This window comes from Amycolatopsis sp. NPDC003676, from assembly GCF_053587275.1.
On record NZ_JBSFNS010000011.1, the window covers coordinates 143577 to 160925 of the forward strand.

Annotated in this window: 13 protein-coding genes; 11 read left to right on the forward strand and 2 right to left on the reverse strand. The window is 67.8% G+C overall.

The window, feature by feature from the left end; genetic code table 11:
• The first annotated feature begins 2 nt into the window (after positions 1-2).
• Genes ACWDNU_RS10065 through ACWDNU_RS10105 form a run of 9 tightly spaced genes read left to right on the forward strand, consistent with a single transcriptional unit; the run spans position 3 to position 9576 of the window.
• On the forward strand, positions 3-839 hold the full coding sequence (locus ACWDNU_RS10065; protein ID WP_037360186.1) for an MlaE family ABC transporter permease: 837 nt from the start codon (positions 3-5) through the stop codon (positions 837-839).
• Complete coding sequence (locus ACWDNU_RS10070; RefSeq protein WP_449668528.1) at positions 836-2167, forward strand: MCE family protein; 1332 nt, start codon at positions 836-838, stop codon at positions 2165-2167. The genes ACWDNU_RS10065 and ACWDNU_RS10070 overlap by 4 nt, the downstream gene beginning before the upstream one ends.
• Entirely contained in the window at positions 2164-3192 is a 1029-nt protein-coding gene (locus tag ACWDNU_RS10075; protein ID WP_370932222.1) for an MCE family protein, read from the forward strand. Before ACWDNU_RS10070 ends, ACWDNU_RS10075 begins: the two co-directional genes overlap by 4 nt.
• A complete protein-coding gene (locus ACWDNU_RS10080) occupies positions 3189-4175 on the forward strand; it encodes an MCE family protein (protein ID WP_370932221.1) in 987 nt (328 codons plus the stop codon). Before ACWDNU_RS10075 ends, ACWDNU_RS10080 begins: the two co-directional genes overlap by 4 nt.
• Positions 4172-5353 (forward strand): MCE family protein, encoded by a 1182-nt coding sequence (locus ACWDNU_RS10085; RefSeq protein ID WP_344270037.1) that lies wholly within the window; start codon positions 4172-4174, stop codon positions 5351-5353. The genes ACWDNU_RS10080 and ACWDNU_RS10085 overlap by 4 nt, the downstream gene beginning before the upstream one ends.
• A 1-nt stretch (position 5354) precedes the next feature.
• Positions 5355-6587, forward strand: a complete 1233-nt coding sequence (locus ACWDNU_RS10090) for an MCE family protein (RefSeq protein ID WP_449668529.1) — start codon at positions 5355-5357, stop codon at positions 6585-6587.
• Complete coding sequence (locus ACWDNU_RS10095; RefSeq protein ID WP_449668530.1) at positions 6587-7849, forward strand: MCE family protein; 1263 nt, start codon at positions 6587-6589, stop codon at positions 7847-7849. The genes ACWDNU_RS10090 and ACWDNU_RS10095 overlap by 1 nt, the downstream gene beginning before the upstream one ends.
• 36 nt (positions 7850-7885) lie before the next feature.
• Positions 7886-8494, forward strand: a complete 609-nt coding sequence (locus ACWDNU_RS10100; protein WP_354740587.1) for a hypothetical protein — start codon at positions 7886-7888, stop codon at positions 8492-8494.
• Between the two features lie 26 nt (positions 8495-8520).
• Positions 8521-9576, forward strand: a complete 1056-nt coding sequence (locus ACWDNU_RS10105) for a hypothetical protein (protein WP_449668531.1) — start codon at positions 8521-8523, stop codon at positions 9574-9576.
• A gap of 17 nt (positions 9577-9593) precedes the next feature.
• Here the strand turns inward: ACWDNU_RS10105 and aroQ are convergent, their stop codons facing one another.
• Together aroQ and ACWDNU_RS10115 are read right to left on the reverse strand one after the other, a co-directional pair.
• A complete protein-coding gene (gene aroQ / locus ACWDNU_RS10110) occupies positions 9594-10067 on the reverse strand; it encodes a gamma subclass chorismate mutase AroQ (protein ID WP_449668532.1) in 474 nt (157 codons plus the stop codon).
• A 188-nt stretch (positions 10068-10255) separates the two neighbouring features.
• The gene (locus tag ACWDNU_RS10115) at positions 10256-10507 is read right to left on the reverse strand and encodes a hypothetical protein (RefSeq protein WP_449668533.1); all 252 of its coding nucleotides are present in this window, start codon (positions 10505-10507) and stop codon (positions 10256-10258) included.
• A gap of 797 nt (positions 10508-11304) precedes the next feature.
• On the opposite strand from ACWDNU_RS10115, the gene rpoB reads away from it, so the two are divergent.
• Positions 11305-14808, forward strand: coding sequence for a DNA-directed RNA polymerase subunit beta (gene rpoB / locus ACWDNU_RS10120; protein ID WP_043827671.1), 3504 nt, complete (start codon positions 11305-11307; stop codon positions 14806-14808).
• Positions 14809-14897: 89 nt separating this feature from the next.
• Positions 14898-17349, forward strand: a 2452-nt coding sequence (rpoC, locus tag ACWDNU_RS10125; protein WP_449668534.1) for a DNA-directed RNA polymerase subunit beta', incomplete at its 3' end; no start/stop codon positions are given.

The following is a 17349-nucleotide window of genomic DNA, read 5'->3' on the forward strand; positions in this document are numbered from 1 at the left end:
CCATGACGTTCCTTTCGGGGGCGAAGCGGATCGCCAACCGCCCGCTGGAAACCCTGGACACGCTCGGCGACCAGATGTCGTTCTACGGCCGGGCTCTGCTGTGGACGCCGCGCACGCTGCGCCGCTACACCAAGGAAGTGCTGCGGCTGCTGGCCGAGGTGAGCTTCGGCTCCGGCTCGCTCGCGGTCATCGGCGGCACGGTCGGCGTGATGGTCGGCCTGACGCTGTTCACCGGTGTTCTCGTCGGCCTTCAGGGCTACTCGGCGCTGAACTCGATCGGCACCTCGGCGTTCACCGGCTTCCTCACCGCGTTCTTCAACACCCGCGAGATCGCGCCGCTGGTGGCCGGGCTGGCGCTGTCGGCGACGGTCGGCGCGGGCTTCACCGCGCAGCTCGGCGCGATGCGGATCTCCGAGGAGATCGACGCGCTCGAGGTGATGGGCGTGCCGAGCCTCCCGTACCTGGTGACCACGCGGATCATCGCCGGATTCGTGGCCGTGATCCCGCTGTACGTGATCGGCCTGCTGAGCTCGTACCTCGCCTCGCGGCTGGTCGTTATCTATATCTACGGACAATCCGCGGGTACCTACGACCATTACTTCGACCTGTTCCTACCACCGCAAGACGTGCTCTATTCGTTCATCAAGGTGCTGATCTTCAGCGTTTTGATCATTCTTTCGCACTGCTACTTCGGGTACCGGGCCAGCGGCGGGCCCGCCGGGGTGGGCGTGGCCGTCGGCCGCGCGGTGCGGCTTTCCATCGTCACGGTTTCGGTCGTGAACTTCTTCATCGGTTTCGCGATTTGGGGAACCGACGTCACGGTGAGGATTGCGGGATGACCACACTACGGCGCAGGTTGCTCGGCCTGCTGCTGGTGGCGGTGCTCGTCGGCGGGATCGCGCTCAGCATCGCGATGTACGACAAGGCGTTCAGCAAGTTCGTCACCGTGAAGCTCGACGCGGGCCACATCGGCAACCAGCTGCTCAAGCAGTCGGACGTGAAGGTCCGCGGGTTGATCGTCGGTTCGGTGCAGGACATCAAAGCGACCGCGGACGGCGCGGAACTGACGCTGGCGATGGATCCGGAGTCGGTGAAGCTGATTCCGGAGAACGTGTCCGCGCGATTCCTGCCGAAGACGTTGTTCGGCGAACGCTATGTGTCGCTGCAGATTCCGCAGGACCCGTCGGCCAAGACGCTTTCCCAGGGCGACGTGATCACCCAGGACCGCACTTCCGGCGCGGTCGAACTGGACCAGGCGCTCGAACACCTGATGCCGGTGCTGCAGGCGGTGCAGCCGCAGAAGCTGTCCAGCACGCTCACCGCGATTTCGACCGCCCTGCAGGGCCGCGGCAAACCGCTCGGCGAAACGCTTTCCCAGCTCGGCCAGTACATCGGCGACCTGAACCCGCACGAGCCGGAACTGCAGCACAACCTGCAGGCGCTCGCGGAGTTCTCCGGCCACCTGAGCAACGCGACGCCGGATCTGGTGCAGAGCCTGGACAACCTGAGCACGACCACCCGCACCGTGGTGGCCGAGCAGGGGAATCTGTCCAGCCTGTACGGCAACCTCACCACCGCGTCGCAGGACCTGCAGTCGTTCCTGGAGGCGAACTCGCAGAACCTCATCAGCCTCGCCAGCACCGCGCGGCCGACCGCCGAACTGCTCGCGAAGTACTCGCCGGAATACCCGTGCGTGCTGAAGCAGATGGCGAAGGTCGTGCCGGTCGCGGACGCGGCGCTGGGCAAGTACAACGGCAAGCCCGGCCTGAACGCCACCATCGAGATCGTCGTGAACCGCGGGCCGTACAAGCCGGGCGAGGAACCGAGGTTCGAGGACAAGCGCGGTCCGCGCTGCTACGACCTCAACCCCGCGCCGGACCCGTTCCCGCAGCAACCGCCGGACGGTCCGTTCAAGGACGGCACCAAACAGGGCGCGGCTCCGAAGACCGTCGGCGAAGGCCTGAACCCGGCCAACTTCAAGGCGGACGCGGCCGGTGCCAACGGCGGCGGCACTTCGGGCGGCAACCCGGTCAACACCGCGGCTGAGAACAACTTCCTCGCCGCGCTGGTCAGTCCGGAGATGGGGATGTCGCAGAGTCAGTTCCCGGGCTGGGGCTCGCTGCTCGTCGGCCCGCTCTACCGGGGCACGGAGGTGACGGTCAAGTGAGGGGACTCGCCGCACCGCTGATCAAGCTGTCGATCTTCGTGGTGATCACGGTGCTGTTCACCACGGTGCTCGGCATCAGCATCGCGAACATCAACACCACCAGCACCAGCTCCTACTCCGCGCGGTTCACCGACGCCACGCTCCTGCTGCCCAACGACGACGTGCGCATCGCGGGCGTCCGGGTCGGCCAGGTCAAGGACGTGAAGATCGTCGACAAGCGCCAGGCGCAGGTGGACTTCGAGGTCGACTCGGGACGCAAGCTCCCGGCGGGCGTCACCGCGCAGATCAAGTTCCGCAACCTGGTCGGCCAGCGCTACGTCTCCCTCGGCGAGGGCGACGACACCAGCGGCGCGATGCTCAAGCCGGGCGATTCCATCCCGCTCGAGCGCACCACGCCCGCGCTGGACCTGACCGAACTGTTCAACGGCTTCAAGCCGCTGTTCACCGCGCTGAACCCGGCTGATGTGAACAAGCTGTCGTACGAGGTCATCCAGGTCCTGCAGGGCGAGGGCGGCACGGTGCAGAGCCTGCTGTCGCACACCGCCTCGCTGGCCACCACGATCGCGAACAAGGACCAGGTGATCGGCGAGGTCATCGACAACCTCAACTCGGTCCTCGACACGGTCAACCAGCACACCCCGCAGCTCAACGACCTGATCGTGAAGCTGCAGCAGCTGGTGTCCGGCCTCGCCGCGGACCGCAAGCCGATCGGCGACGCGATCGAGGGGCTGGGCAACCTGGCCACCACGACCGCCGGGCTGCTGACCGACGCGCGGGCTCCGCTGAAGGACGACATCGCGGCCCTTGGCAAGCTCACCACGAACCTGAACCAGAACGAACCGCTCGTCGAGCACTTCATCCAGTTCATGCCGAAGAAGGTCAGCGCGCTCACCCGCACCGCCGACTACGGCTCGTGGTTCAACTTCTACTCCTGCGAGATGACCGGGACGGTCGGCGTGCCAGGGCTGCTGCCGGCGACGAACTTCACGCTCGCACCGGTGAATCGGGACAGGTGCAAGCCATGAAGTCCTTCCAGAAACGCAACCCGATCCCGATCGCGCTGGTCGGCATCGCGGTCATGGCGCTCGGCCTCATCGCCGCCATGAACTCCGAGGACCTGCCGGTGATCGGCGGCGGCACCACCTACAGCGCGGACTTCTCCGAAGCGGCCGGGCTGCAGAAGGACAACGACGTGCGGATTGCCGGCGTGAAGGTCGGCAAGGTGTCCGACATCAAGCTGGACGGCGCGTCGGTCAAGGTGTCGTTCAAGGTCAAGGACGCCTGGATGGGCGACAAGACCACGGCGGCGATCAAGATCAAGACGCTGCTGGGCCAGAAGTACCTCGCGCTCGACCCGCAGGGCAACGGCAACCTCGACCCCGGTTCGCCAATCCCGCGCGACCGCACGATGTCGCCGTACGACGTGCTCGACGCGTTCCGCGGCCTGTCGCAGACGGTCGACGCGATCGACACGAACCAGCTGTCGAAGAGCTTCGAGGCGATCACCCAGACGTTCTCGAACACCCCGCAGGACGTGAAGGGCGCGCTGTCCGGGCTGTCGAAGCTGTCGGACACGATCGCCAAGCGCGATTCGCAGCTGGCGAACCTGCTGGCCAACACGCGCCAGGTGTCGCAGACGCTGGTCGACCGCGACGCCGAGGTGCAGAAGCTGATCACCGACGGCAACCAGCTGCTGGACGAGATCGGCAAGCGCGAGCAGGCGATCAAGACGCTGCTGGAAGGTTCGAAGCAGCTCTCGACGCAGTTGCAGGGTCTGGTCGACGACAACGACGGCCAGCTGAACCCGGTGCTCACCCAGCTCGACCAGCTCACCTCGATGCTGCAGCGCAACCAGGACTCGCTGGCGCAGGGGATCCAGAAGTTCGCCCCGTTCATCCGGGTCTTCAACAACACGATCGGCACCGGGCACTGGTTCGACAACTACATCTGCGGCCTGGTGCTTCCCTCGGTCGGCCCGCTCAATCCGGAGGGGTGCAACTCCAAATGACCGACACCCGCTTCGGCCAGTCGCTCACCCGCGGCTTCACGATCGCGATCGTGCTCGCGCTCGTGGTCGCGGGCGCGCTGTGGTGGACCCTCAAGGACGCCGGCCGCAACCACCTCACCGCGTACTTCGCCGGCGCCGTCGGCCTTTACGAGGGCAACAGCGTCCGGATGCTCGGCGTGGACATGGGCACGGTGACCAAGATCCAGCCGATGGGCAACCAGGTCCGGGTCGACCTCGAATACGACCGCTCGGTCGCGGTGCCCGCCGACGCGAAGGCGCTGATCGTGTCGCCGTCGCTGGTCAGCGACCGCTACATCCAGCTCGCCCCGGCCTACACCGGCGGCCCGCGGATCTCCGACGGCGCGACGATCGGCCTCGACCGCACCGAGGTGCCGCTGGAGGTCGACCAGCTCGCCGCCAGCCTCGCCAAGGTCAGCGAGACGCTGGGACCCAACGGGGCCAACAAGAACGGCTCGCTTTCGGACCTGCTGAACACCGCGGCGAACAACCTCGACGGCAACGGCAAGGCGCTGCACGACACGATCACCAAACTCGGGCAGGCGTCCGGCACGCTGGCGGGCAACAAGGACGACCTCTTCCAGACTGTGCAGAACCTCGGCAAGTTCTCCCAGTCGCTCGCCAACAGCGACGGCCAGGTGCGCCAGTTCGAGAGCCAGCTCGCCGACGTGAGCGGATTCCTCGCCGGGGAGAAGGACAATCTCGCCCAGACTGTGCAGCAGCTCGGCACCACGCTGCAGTCGGTGCAGGGCTTCATCGAACGCAACCGCGGCCGGTTGAAGTCCAATGTGGACAAACTGGCCAGCGTGACCAAGGTGCTGGTGGACCAGCGCAGCTCGCTCGCCGAGATCCTCGACGTCGCGCCGGTCGCGCTGTCCAACATCGTCGGCGTCTACAACGGTTCGTCCGGCACGCTCGACGCGCGGCCGAACCTCAACGAGCTGACCCAGCCGCCGCTGGTGATGGTCTGCAGCCTGCTCAAGCAGACCTCGGTGACCAAGCAGCTGCTCGGCAACGCCTGCGACGGCATCGCGAAGGTGGTCGACGGCGTGGTTCCGCTCCCGTCCACCGCGCAGGTCATCCAGGCGATGCAGAACGGCCAGCTGCCGCCGCTGCCGCTCCCGCTGCAGGGCCAGGTCTACGGGACGCAGGGGAGCTGACGTGAAGCGACTGACGAAGTTCGCCGCGGGCGGGGCGCTCACCACGGTGACCGCGCTCGTGCTGAGCGGCTGCGCGTTCAACGGCGTCTACGACGTCCCGCTGCCCGGCGGGGCCGATCTCGGCAGCCACCCGTACACGCTGAAGATCCAGTTCAAGGACGTGCTCGACCTCGTCCCGCAGTCCGGGGTGAAGGTCAACGAGGTGCCGGTCGGGCAGGTCAAGGAGATCGGGCTGACGCCGGACGGCTGGCACGCCGAGGTGACCGTCGAGGTCAACGGCGACGTCAAGCTGCCGGCCAACGCGATGGCCAACGTGAAGCAGTCGAGCCTGCTCGGCGAGAAGTACGTGGAACTGGCTTCGCCGGGCGGCACCGAGGCGACCGGGCAGCTGGCGAACGGGGCGACCATCCCGCTCGCGCGCACCGGCCGCGACGTCCAGGTCGAGGAGGTGCTCGGCGCGCTGTCCCTGCTGCTCAACGGCGGCGGCGTGGAGCAGCTCAACACGATCACCAAGGAGCTCAACAACGCCACCGCCGGCCGCGAGCCGGACATCAAGGCGCTGCTGTCCAACGCGAACGAGCTGGTCACGAACCTCGACAACCAGTCGGCCAACATCACCCGCGCGCTCGACGGCCTCAACCGGCTGTCGATGACCCTGCGGGACCAGAAGGACAAGCTGGTCGGCGCGGTCGACAACCTCGGGCCCGGGCTCGGGGTGCTGGAGCAGCAGCGCGGCCAGCTGGTGACGATGCTGAACGCGCTCAACAACCTCTCCGGCGTCGCGACCGACACGGTGAACAAGAGCAAGGCGGACCTGGTCGCCGACCTGAAGGCGCTCACGCCGACGCTGCAGAAGCTCGGTGAGGCGGGCAGCGACCTGCCGAAGGCGCTGGAGATCCTGCTGACCTATCCGTTCACCGACCAGGCCTACAACGACGTCAAGGGCGACTACTTCAACCTGTTCGCCAAGGTCGACCTGAACCTCAAGGACGTCATCGACAACCTGGGCCGCAGCAGGCAGAACGGGCTCAACGGGCTGCTTCCGGTTCCCGGGCTGACCGGCGGCGTCGAGGGCACGCCGTCGAACCAGCCGCCGCCGCTGTCGTTCCCGGGCAGCCAGCCCGCCGGGCAACAGCAGCAGGCTCCGTCCTCGACCGGCGGCCAGGGCGGCGGGCAGCCGTCGCAAGGCGGGTTGTCCGGCCTGTTCGGGGTGCTTTCCGGAGGTGCTGGCTGATGTTGCTGCGCAGGACGAAAATCCAGCTGGTGCTGTTCGCGATCATCTCGGTCGTGGCCATCGTGTACGCGCTGATCCGTTTCGCCGGCCTCGGCACGGTGTTCGGCAGCAGCGGCTACACGGTCAAGCTGCAGCTCAACGAATCCGGCGGGATCTTCACCAACGCCGAGGTGACCTACCGCGGCTTCAACGTCGGCCGCGTCGGGCAGCTGCGGCTGACCCAGACCGGGCTCGAAGCCGACTTGAACATCGACCCGTCGGCCCCGCGCGTGCCGTCCGACCTCGACGCGGTGATCGCCAACCGGTCGGCGGTCGGCGAGCAGTACGTCGACCTGCGGCCGAAGAACGACCAGGGCCCCTACCTCGCGGGCGGCTCGGTGATCCCGGTCGCGCGCACGAGCACTCCGGTCAGCACCGACCGGCTGCTCGGCGACCTCGACTCGCTGTCGGCCTCGGTGCCGACCGACGCGCTGCGGAAGGTCGTCGACGAGTCCTACGACGCTTTCCGCGGCACCGGCGGCGACCTGCAGCAGCTGATGGACACCGCGCGCAGCTTCACCACCACCGCGCAGCAGTACCTGCCGCAGACCGTGCAGCTGCTCGACGCCGGCGGCAAGGTGCTGGACACGCAGAACGACGAGGCGTCGAACTTCGCGTCCTTCTCCAAGAGCCTCAACCAGCTCAGCGGGACGCTCAAGAACTCCGACGGCGACCTGCGCAAGCTGATCGGCGTCACCCCGCAGGTGGCGACCCAGATCAGCGAGGTGGTCAAGGACACCGGGCCCGGCCTCGGCGCGCTGACCGCGAACCTGCTGACGACGGCCAACCTGACCGTGACCCGGCTGGACGGCCTCGAACAGGGTCTGGTGACGTATCCGGCGCTGGCGGCCGCCGCGCCGTCGGTGGCCCCCGGCGACGGGACCGCGCACCTCGGCCTGGTGCTGAACCTGTTCAACCCGCCGTCGTGCACGAAGGGCTATCTGCCCTACAGCCAGTACCGGCCGGGTTCGGACACCTCGGTCCGGCCGGAGGACGACAAGGCCTACTGTGCGGAGCCGAAGGGGAGCCCGATCAACGTCCGGGGTTCCCAGAACGCGCCCTACAACGGCGTACCGGTGCAGCCGTCGCAGCAGGACTACGAGGCCAACCGGAACCGGCCCGCGCAGCAGCTGCAGGAGCAGCGCGACGCGCAGGTGCCCGGTGTCGTCGGCAGCCCCGGGGTCTCGCTGAACAGCATGGGCTCGCTGCTGGGACTCGGCTGACCGGGATTTGATGACTGTTACCTACTCTGGAGTGTTATGAGTGCCGAGCACGCGGTCGCCGAGGAAGAGGTGACCGCTGATACGCCCGAACCGGCTTCGGCCGGTGCGGCGCAGGAAAAGTGGACGCTTCCCGGATCGCCGCGCGTCTGGCTGCTCGGGTCCGGTGCGTTCGCCCTCGCCGCGCTGGTGGTGGCGATCGTGTTCGGGATCATGTGGCTGGTCGCGGAGATGGACGGCGACCGGGACCTCGCCTCGGCGCGCGACGACGTGCTCAAGGACGGTTCCGCCGCGGTGCTGGCCTACACCCAGGTCGACTACCAGCACCTCGACGACTACTTCGCCAAGCAGAAGTCGGTCTCCAGCGACGACATGGCCAAGCAGATCGCGCAGGCCCAGCCGAACTACTCGAAGGCGCTGACCGACCAGAAGGTCAAGGTCACCACCACGATCCAGGACATCGCGGTCGAGGAGCTCAACGACCACGACGGCAAGGCCAGCTTCCTGGCCGCGATCAGCACGGACACCTCGGCGGGCGGCAAGAACGCCACCAAGGCGCTGCGGCTCGAGGTCCAGATGACCCGGGTCGGCAGCGACTGGAAGCTGTCCGGGATCGACCAAGTGCCGCTCGTCGCCGCCGGCCAGTAGCTTCACCCGCAGATCGGAGTTCCGCAGTGCCCCCCTCCCGTCGCCAGCCACCGCGCAGCAGCACGCCACCGGCTCGCAAGCCGAAGGTCGCCGGGCTGCGCAAGCCGTCGGACCCGGCGGCGCCGGCGGCCTCGCCCAAGCCGCGCCCCCGGCCGCGGCCGCTTCCCGACGCGGATCCGGCCGAGGTGACCCAGGAGCTGCGGATTCCCCGCGGCGGGCTGGTGCGCCCGGCCGAGCCTGAGTCAGAGCCCGTTGAGCCTGAGGTCGCCGAGACCGCGGTCGAGGAAGAGACCGTCGAAGCCGTCGAACCGGAAGCCGAGGTCTCCGGGGTCACCAAGGACGCTCCGGCCGAAGAGGTCGACGCGCTCACCGGCGAGACAGTCGACGAGGAACGGCCGAGCCCCCGGCGGAAGAAGCGGGACACCGGTTCGGCGAAGCCCTCCGACGTCGAGGAAGCCGAGACCAAGGCACGGGCCGAGGAGGCCTCGGTCCCGGCGCAGCGGTCCGTGGTCAGCCGCAACACCGTGCGGGTCGCGCTGCTGCTGGTGGTCGGTCTCGCGCTGGTCGCCGCGGCGGTCATCTTCCAGGTCAAGGGCTCGGACGCGGCCGATTCGACGAGCAACCGCGCGGTGCTCGACGTGGCGAAGACCGCGCAGGTCAAGGACCAGGTCTCGAAGGCGATCGAGACGCTGTTCTCCTACGACTTCAACAACATCAAGAAGACCGAGGACGCGGCCAACCAGCTGCTCGCGACCGACCAGGTCAAGACGAGCTACAACGCGCTGATGGGCCAGGTCAAGAAGCTCGCGCCGCAGCAGAAGGTAGTCGTGACCTGCAAGGTCACCCGCAGCGCGGTGATCCGGCTGAACGGCGACCTCGCCAGGGTGATGCTGTTCATCGACCAGACGTCGACGCGCGCGGACACGAAGCAGACCGCCGCCGGCACGGCGCAGATGCACGTGGACGCCCAGCTGCAGGGCGACACCTGGAAGATCACCGACATGGACACCTACAAGGCGGCTGGACCGGCCGCTGGCGCGCCCGCTCCGTCGGCACCCGCCTCGGCTCCGCCTTCCAAGTAGACAGTCCTAAGCAGACGTCACGGCCCGTTCCCGGAACCTCCGGGGGCGGGCCGTTGTCGCGCCAGCGTCCGGAAGGCCGTCCGAAGCGGCTCCTGTTTCAGCGCGTCCGGCGTTTCCGGCGGCTCGAGGGGTTCGGGGCCGGTTGCGGCCAGCCGGTCCAGGAGAGCGACTGTGAGGCCGTCCAACTCGGCGCGCAGCACGGACAAGTCGGGCCCGCCCTCGGGCCGGTCGCCGGGCTGCTCCGTCCAATGTGCGAAGAGACGCCGCTGGACCTGCTTGCTCGCGGCGATCTGATCGGCGAGAAACCCGGCGGCGAGGTCCGGGTCGAGGCCGATTTCGCGCGCCAGGTCCCGGACGCGGGCGAGCTCCCGCTGCTCGCGGACGGGATCGTCGACCGCCCGCCCGGCCCCGAACTTCGCCGCGGCGACCTGCTCGCTGATCGCCAGCCTGCGCAGGACCAGCTCGGGAAGCGAGCCGGCGATTTCCGTCATGCACACTCCTGGCGAATCTCGTGGCCGGTTCGCCAATTTACTCCGTAACCGCCAGGGAAATGGCCTTCGGCGCACGCTGCTCGCGGTATTCCGTCCTGCGCCGTTACGGCCAGGTCGACCCGGACGCGCTCGCCGTCTCCTTCGCCGCGCATCACGACCCGGACCGCGGCTACGCGAGCCCGCAGGGTTCAATCCCGCGGCTCTTTCGGCTGATACGGGGTGAAGCTGTCGTCGAGGCCGATCGCGAAGTTGTCGCCAGGCCGCTGGCGAGGCGGTTCGCCGCCTTCACGGGCCCGCCGCTCGTCTCCGCGTCGGAAGGCCTCCTTCAGCGCCGCTTGCTGCCGAAGGACCAGTTCCCGGTCTGCCGGGGAGAGATCGTCCAGGTTGGTTTCGTACTTCGCCCGCAGTTCCTCATTGGTCAACGGCCGGTTCTCAGTCATTCCGCACCTTCCTCCACCACCTCCGGACTGGTGAACACGGGCTCCCGGACCTCGGTGCCGACGCCGTAGCGATCCCGCCGTGCGCACCTCCGGGAGTTCGGCCCCGCCCAGTTGATCACCGGGACCGCGCCCCTGCCAACACCCGCTTCCCGCCGCGCGCAACCCCTGCCCGGGGGACCCGGAATCCGGGTCCGAGCTGCCCGAAGTTCCCCTATTCCGCTCTGTCGCTCAGCACGCGGCCGCTCGCGGAATGTGATCCATCCCGCGCCCGCCGCGCCGCGCCGAAAACGGCCGTGGGACGTGCGTGCGGGCCGCCGACCTGCGTCGCGGCCGGGCCGACCTGCGCGGCGGTCGCCGGGTACCCGGCGGTAACCCTGAGGTCAGCCGGATCGGTCACCCTGCGCTGTCCCGCTTCGACGCTGCGCCAACCGGCGGGACCGCCGCGCGGCATCTTGACTCCGAAGCCACGTGGGTTCACGCTTACTGCCAACGGTCACGGCCGGGGAACGCGAACCTTGCGGGAGGGGCGCGAAAACCCGGGCGAACCGGGAGCCAGAGGACGCAGTGAGGCTCAGGGAGACGCACTGCCCCAAGGTGACGCGATGCAGGCTGGGCCCCGTCGGGAGTGCCCCCTGGACAGACCGCGTCATGGGGGCTAGACTGCTTCTTTGCGCTGCCCTCTTTCAGGCTGCCCGGAGCCGGTAGTTAGGATAGTGGGCACACGGCACCCCTGACAGTCCGCGACAGCTGTTGCCATCGCGGCTGCTCACCGCTCATTGTCCCCGGAAGGACGCATCTTGGCAGTCTCTCCCGCGAACCAGGCCACTGCTGCGACCACCTCGGCTGAATCCCGCGCGCAGGCCACGGGAATCCCCGGAGCGCCCAAGCGGGTCTCCTTCGCGAAGATCCGCGAGCCACTCTCCACCCCGAACCTGCTTGACGTCCAGATCCAGTCGTTCCAGTGGTTCACCGGCAACGAGGCGTGGTTCGAGCGCCGCGTCAACGAAGGCGAAGAGAACCCGGTCGGCGGTCTGGAAGAGGTCCTCAACGAGATCTCTCCGATCGAGGACTTCTCGGGCTCGATGTCCCTGTCCTTCTCCGCTCCGCGCTTCGACGAGGTCAAGGCCTCGATCGAGGAGTGCAAGGACAAGGACATGACGTACGCGGCCCCGCTGTTCGTCACCGCCGAGTTCGTCAACAACAACACTGGCGAGATCAAGAGCCAGACGGTCTTCCTGGGCGACTTCCCGGTGATGACCGACAAGGGCACCTTCATCATCAACGGCACCGAGCGGGTCGTCGTGTCCCAGCTGGTGCGTTCTCCGGGCGTGTACTTCGACAGCAGTGTCGACAAGACGACCGACAAGGACGTCTTCAGCGTGCGCGTGATCCCGAGCCGCGGCGCGTGGCTCGAGTTCGACGTGGACAAGCGCGACACCGTCGGCGTCCGCATCGACCGCAAGCGCCGCCAGCCGGTCACCGTGCTGCTGAAGGCGCTGGGCTGGTCCACCGAGGCGATCCGCGAGCGCTTCTCGTTCTCCGAGACGCTGCTGGCCACCCTCGAGAAGGACCACACCGCCGGCACCGACGAGGCGCTGCTCGACATCTACCGCAAGCTGCGCCCGGGCGAACCGCCCACGAAGGAGAGCGCGCAGACGCTGCTGGAGAACCTGTTCTTCAAGCCGAAGCGCTACGACCTGGCCAAGGTCGGCCGCTACAAGGTCAACAAGAAGCTGGGCCTCGACACCCCGTACGAGACCGGCACGCTGACCGAAGAGGACATCGTCTCGGCCATCGAGTACCTGGTCCGGCTGCACGCCGGCGAGGACAAGATGACCAGCTCCGCCGGCGTCGAGGTGCCGGTCGAGACCGACGACATCGACCACTTCGGCAACCGCCGCCTGCGCACCGTGGGCGAGCTGATCCAGAACCAGATCCGGGTCGGCCTCTCCCGCACCGAGCGCGTCGTGCGCGAGCGCATGACCACGCAGGACGTCGAGGCGATCACGCCGCAGACCCTGATCAACATCCGCCCGATCGGCGCGGCGATCAAGGAGTTCTTCGGCACCTCGCAGCTGTCGCAGTTCATGGACCAGAACAACCCCCTGTCGGGCCTGACGCACAAGCGTCGTCTTTCGGCCCTCGGCCCGGGCGGTCTGTCCCGTGAGCGCGCCGGCATGGAGGTCCGCGACGTCCACCCGTCGCACTACGGCCGGATGTGCCCGATCGAGACGCCGGAAGGCCCGAACATCGGCCTGATCGGCTCGCTCTGCTCCTACGCGCGGGTCAACCCGTTCGGCTTCATCGAGACGCCGTACCGCAAGGTCGTCGAGGGCCAGGTCACCGACCAGGTCGACTACCTGACCGCGGACGAGGAAGACCGCTACGTCAAGGCGCAGGCCAACGCGCCGCTGACCGACGACGGGCACTTCGAAGAGGACAAGGTCCTGGGTCGCCGCAAGGGCGGCGAGGTCGAGCTGATCGACCCGCTCGAGATCGACTACATGGACGTGTCGCCGCGGCAGATGGTCTCCGTCGCCACCGCGATGATCCCGTTCCTGGAGCACGACGACGCGAACCGCGCGCTGATGGGCGCGAACATGCAGCGGCAGGCTGTTCCGCTGCTGCGCAACCAGGCTCCGTACGTGGGCACCGGCGTGGAGCTGCGCGCCGCGGTCGACGCCGGGGACGTCCTGGTCGCCGAGCAGGCGGGCGTGGTCGAGGAGCTGTCCGCGGACATCATCACGATCATGCACGACGACGGCACGCGGAAGAGCTACGGACTGTACAAGTTCCGCCGCTCCAACCACGGCACGTGCTTCAACCACCGGCCGATCGTCAACGAGGGAGACCGGGTCGAGCAGGGCCAGGTCATCGCCGACGGCCCGTCCACCGAGAACGGTGAGATGGCGCTCGGCAAGAACCTCCTCGTCGCGGTCATGCCGTGGGAGGGCCACAACTACGAGGACGCGATCATCCTCTCCGAGCGCCTGGTGCAGGACGACGTGCTCACGTCGATCCACATCGAGGAGCACGAGATCGACGCCCGCGACACCAAGCTGGGCGCCGAGGAGATCACCCGGGACATCCCGAACGTCTCCGAGGAGGTCCTGGCCGACCTCGACGAGCGCGGCATCATCCGCATCGGCGCCGAGGTCCGCGACGGCGACATCCTGGTCGGCAAGGTCACGCCGAAGGGCGAGACCGAGCTGACCCCGGAGGAGCGCCTGCTCCGCGCGATCTTCGGCGAGAAGGCGCGCGAGGTCCGCGACACCTCGCTGAAGGTGCCGCACGGCGAGACCGGCAAGGTCATCGGCATCCGGGTGTTCTCCCGCGAGGACGACGACGAGCTGCCCCCGGGCGTCAACGAGCTGGTCCGCGTCTACGTGGCCCAGAAGCGCAAGATCCAGCCGGGCGACAAGCTCGCCGGCCGGCACGGCAACAAGGGTGTCATCGGCAAGATCCTGCCGGTCGAGGACATGCCGTTCATGGAGGACGGCACCCCGGTCGACATCATCCTGAACACCCACGGTGTTCCGCGACGGATGAACATCGGCCAGATCCTCGAGCTGCACCTGGGCTGGCTGGCCTCGCAGGGCTGGACGATCGAGGGCAACCCGGACTGGGCGAAGAACCTTTCGCAGGAGCTCTACGACGTCGCGCCGAACACGAACACCGCGACCCCGGTGTTCGACGGCGCGAAGGAAGAGGAGCTCACCGGGCTGCTGGGCGCGACCAAGCCGAACCGCGACGGCGAGCGCATGGTCAAGGAGAACGGCAAGGCCACGCTGTTCGACGGCCGCTCCGGCGAGCCGTACCCGTACCCGGTGTCGGTCGGCTACATGTACATCCTGAAGCTGCACCACCTGGTCGACGACAAGATCCACGCCCGCTCCACCGGCCCGTACTCGATGATCACCCAGCAGCCGCTGGGCGGTAAGGCGCAGTTCGGCGGCCAGCGCTTCGGCGAGATGGAGTGCTGGGCGATGCAGGCCTACGGCGCGGCTTACACGCTGCAGGAACTGCTCACGATCAAGTCGGACGACGTGGTCGGCCGCGTCAAGGTGTACGAGGCGATCGTGAAGGGGGAGAACATCCCCGAGCCGGGCATCCCGGAGTCGTTCAAGGTGCTCCTCAAGGAGCTCCAGTCGCTGTGCCTCAACGTCGAGGTGCTCTCCAGCGACGGCGCGGCGATCGAGATGCGCGACTCCGACGACGAGGACCTCGAGCGCGCCGCGGCGAACCTCGGAATCAACCTGTCCCGCAACGAGTCGCCCTCGGTGGACGACGTCGTGCACTGATTCGGTGTCGAGCGGGAACCTGCCTCCCGCGGGTTCCCGCTCCACCGCCGACCCCTCTCTAGCCGAAACAACCCCAAGGGGACTTAGACGTGCTGGACGTCAACTTCTTCGATGAGCTCCGGATTGGTCTCGCCACCGCCGACGACATCCGTCAGTGGTCCTTCGGCGAGGTCAAGAAGCCGGAGACCATCAACTACCGGACCCTCAAGCCGGAGAAGGACGGGCTCTTCTGCGAGAAGATCTTCGGTCCGACCCGGGACTGGGAGTGCTACTGCGGCAAGTACAAGCGCGTCCGGTTCAAGGGCATCATCTGCGAGCGCTGCGGCGTCGAGGTCACTCGCGCCAAGGTGCGCCGTGAGCGGATGGGCCACATCGAGCTGGCCGCGCCGGTCACCCACATCTGGTACTTCAAGGGCGTTCCGTCGCGCCTTGGCTACCTGCTGGACCTGGCGCCCAAGGACCTCGAGAAGATCATCTACTTCGCGGCTTACGTCATCACCGGCGTGAACACCGAGCTGCGGCACAACGACCTGCCGACCCTCGAGAACGAGATCGGCGTCGAGCGCAAGAACCTCGAGACGAAGCGCGACGCGGACATCGAGGCCCGTGCGCAGAAGCTGGAAGCCGACCTGGCCGAGCTGGAGGCGGAGGGCGCGAAGTCCGACGTGCGCCGCAAGGTCAAGGAGGGCGGCGAGCGCGAGATGCGCCAGCTGCGCGACCGCGCCGGCCGCGAGCTGGACCGGCTCGAGGAGGTCTGGACGACCTTCACGAAGCTCGAGCCGCGTCAGCTGATCGCCGACGAACTGCTCTACCGCGAGCTGATCGACCGGTACGGCGAGTACTTCACCGGCGGCATGGGCGCCGAGGCGATCCAGAAGCTGGCGACCGAGTTCGACGTCGCCGCGGAGGCCGACAGCCTGCGCGACACCATCCGCAACGGCAAGGGACAGAAGAAGCTCCGCGCGCTGAAGCGGCTCAAGGTCGTCGCCGCGTTCCAGGCGACCGGCAACGACCCGCGCGGCATGGTGCTCGACGCCGTCCCGGTCATCCCGCCGGACCTGCGCCCGATGGTGCAGCTCGACGGTGGCCGCTTCGCCACGTCGGACCTGAACGACCTGTACCGCCGCGTGATCAACCGCAACAACCGGTTGAAGCGGCTGATCGACCTCGGCGCGCCCGAGATCATCGTCAATAACGAGAAGCGGATGCTGCAGGAGGCCGTCGACGCGCTGTTCGACAACGGCCGCCGCGGGCGTCCGGTCACCGGCCCGGGCAACCGGCCGCTGAAGTCGCTGTCCGACCTGCTGAAGGGCAAGCAGGGCCGGTTCCGTCAGAACCTGCTGGGCAAGCGTGTTGACTACTCGGGCCGTTCGGTCATCATCGTCGGTCCGCAGCTGAAGCTGCACCAGTGCGGTCTGCCGAAGGACATGGCGCTCGAGCTGTTCAAGCCGTTCGTCATGAAGCGGCTGGTCGACCTGAACCACGCGCAGAACATCAAGTCCGCCAAGCGGATGGTGGAGCGCTCGCGGCCGCAGGTGTGGGACGTGCTCGAAGAGGTCATCACCGGCCACCCGGTGATGCTGAACCGGGCGCCGACCCTGCACCGGCTGGGCATCCAGGCCTTCGAACCGCAGCTGGTCGAGGGCAAGGCCATCCAGCTGCACCCGCTGGTCTGCGAAGCGTTCAACGCGGACTTCGACGGTGACCAGATGGCGGTGCACCTGCCGCTGTCGGCCGAGGCGCAGGCCGAGGCCCGCATCCTGATGCTGTCGGCGAACAACATCCTGTCGCCGGCGTCGGGCCGTCCGCTCGCCATGCCGCGTCTGGACATGGTCACCGGTCTGTTCCACCTGACCCGGCTGAACGAGAACGCCGAGGGCGCGGGCAACGCGTACTCCTCGCCCGCCGAGGCGATCATGGCGTTCGACCGCAAGGCGCTGAGCCTGCACGCCCCGGTCAAGATCCGCGTCACCGACCGTCAGCCCGCGAAGGCCGACGAGGCGCGTCTCGCGGAGGCGGGCTGGGAGCCGGGCAAGGCGTGGCTGGCCGAGACGACGCTGGGCCGCGTGCTGTTCAACGACCTGCTGCCGGCGGACTACCCGTTCATCAACGAGCCGATGCCGAAGAAGCGGCAGGCGGCCATCGTGAACGACCTCGCCGAGCGGTACTCGATGACGCAGGTCGCGCAGACGCTGGACAAGCTCAAGGACGCCGGTTTCTACTGGGCGACCCGCTCGGGCGTCACGGTCGCGATCTCGGACGTGCTGACCCCGGTCGGCAAGAAGGCCATTCTCGACGAGTACGAGGGCAAGGCCGACCAGGTCGAGAAGCGGTACCAGCGCGGTCAGCTGTCCCACGCCGAGCGCAACAACGAGCTCGTCAAGGTGTGGACGCAGGCGACCGAAGAGGTCCACAAGATCATGGAGACGGCGCTGCCGGACGACAACCCGATCGCCATGATCGTGAAGTCGGGCGCCGCCGGTAACATGACGCAGGTCCGTTCGCTGGCCGGTATGCGTGGTCTGGTGTCGAACCCGAAGG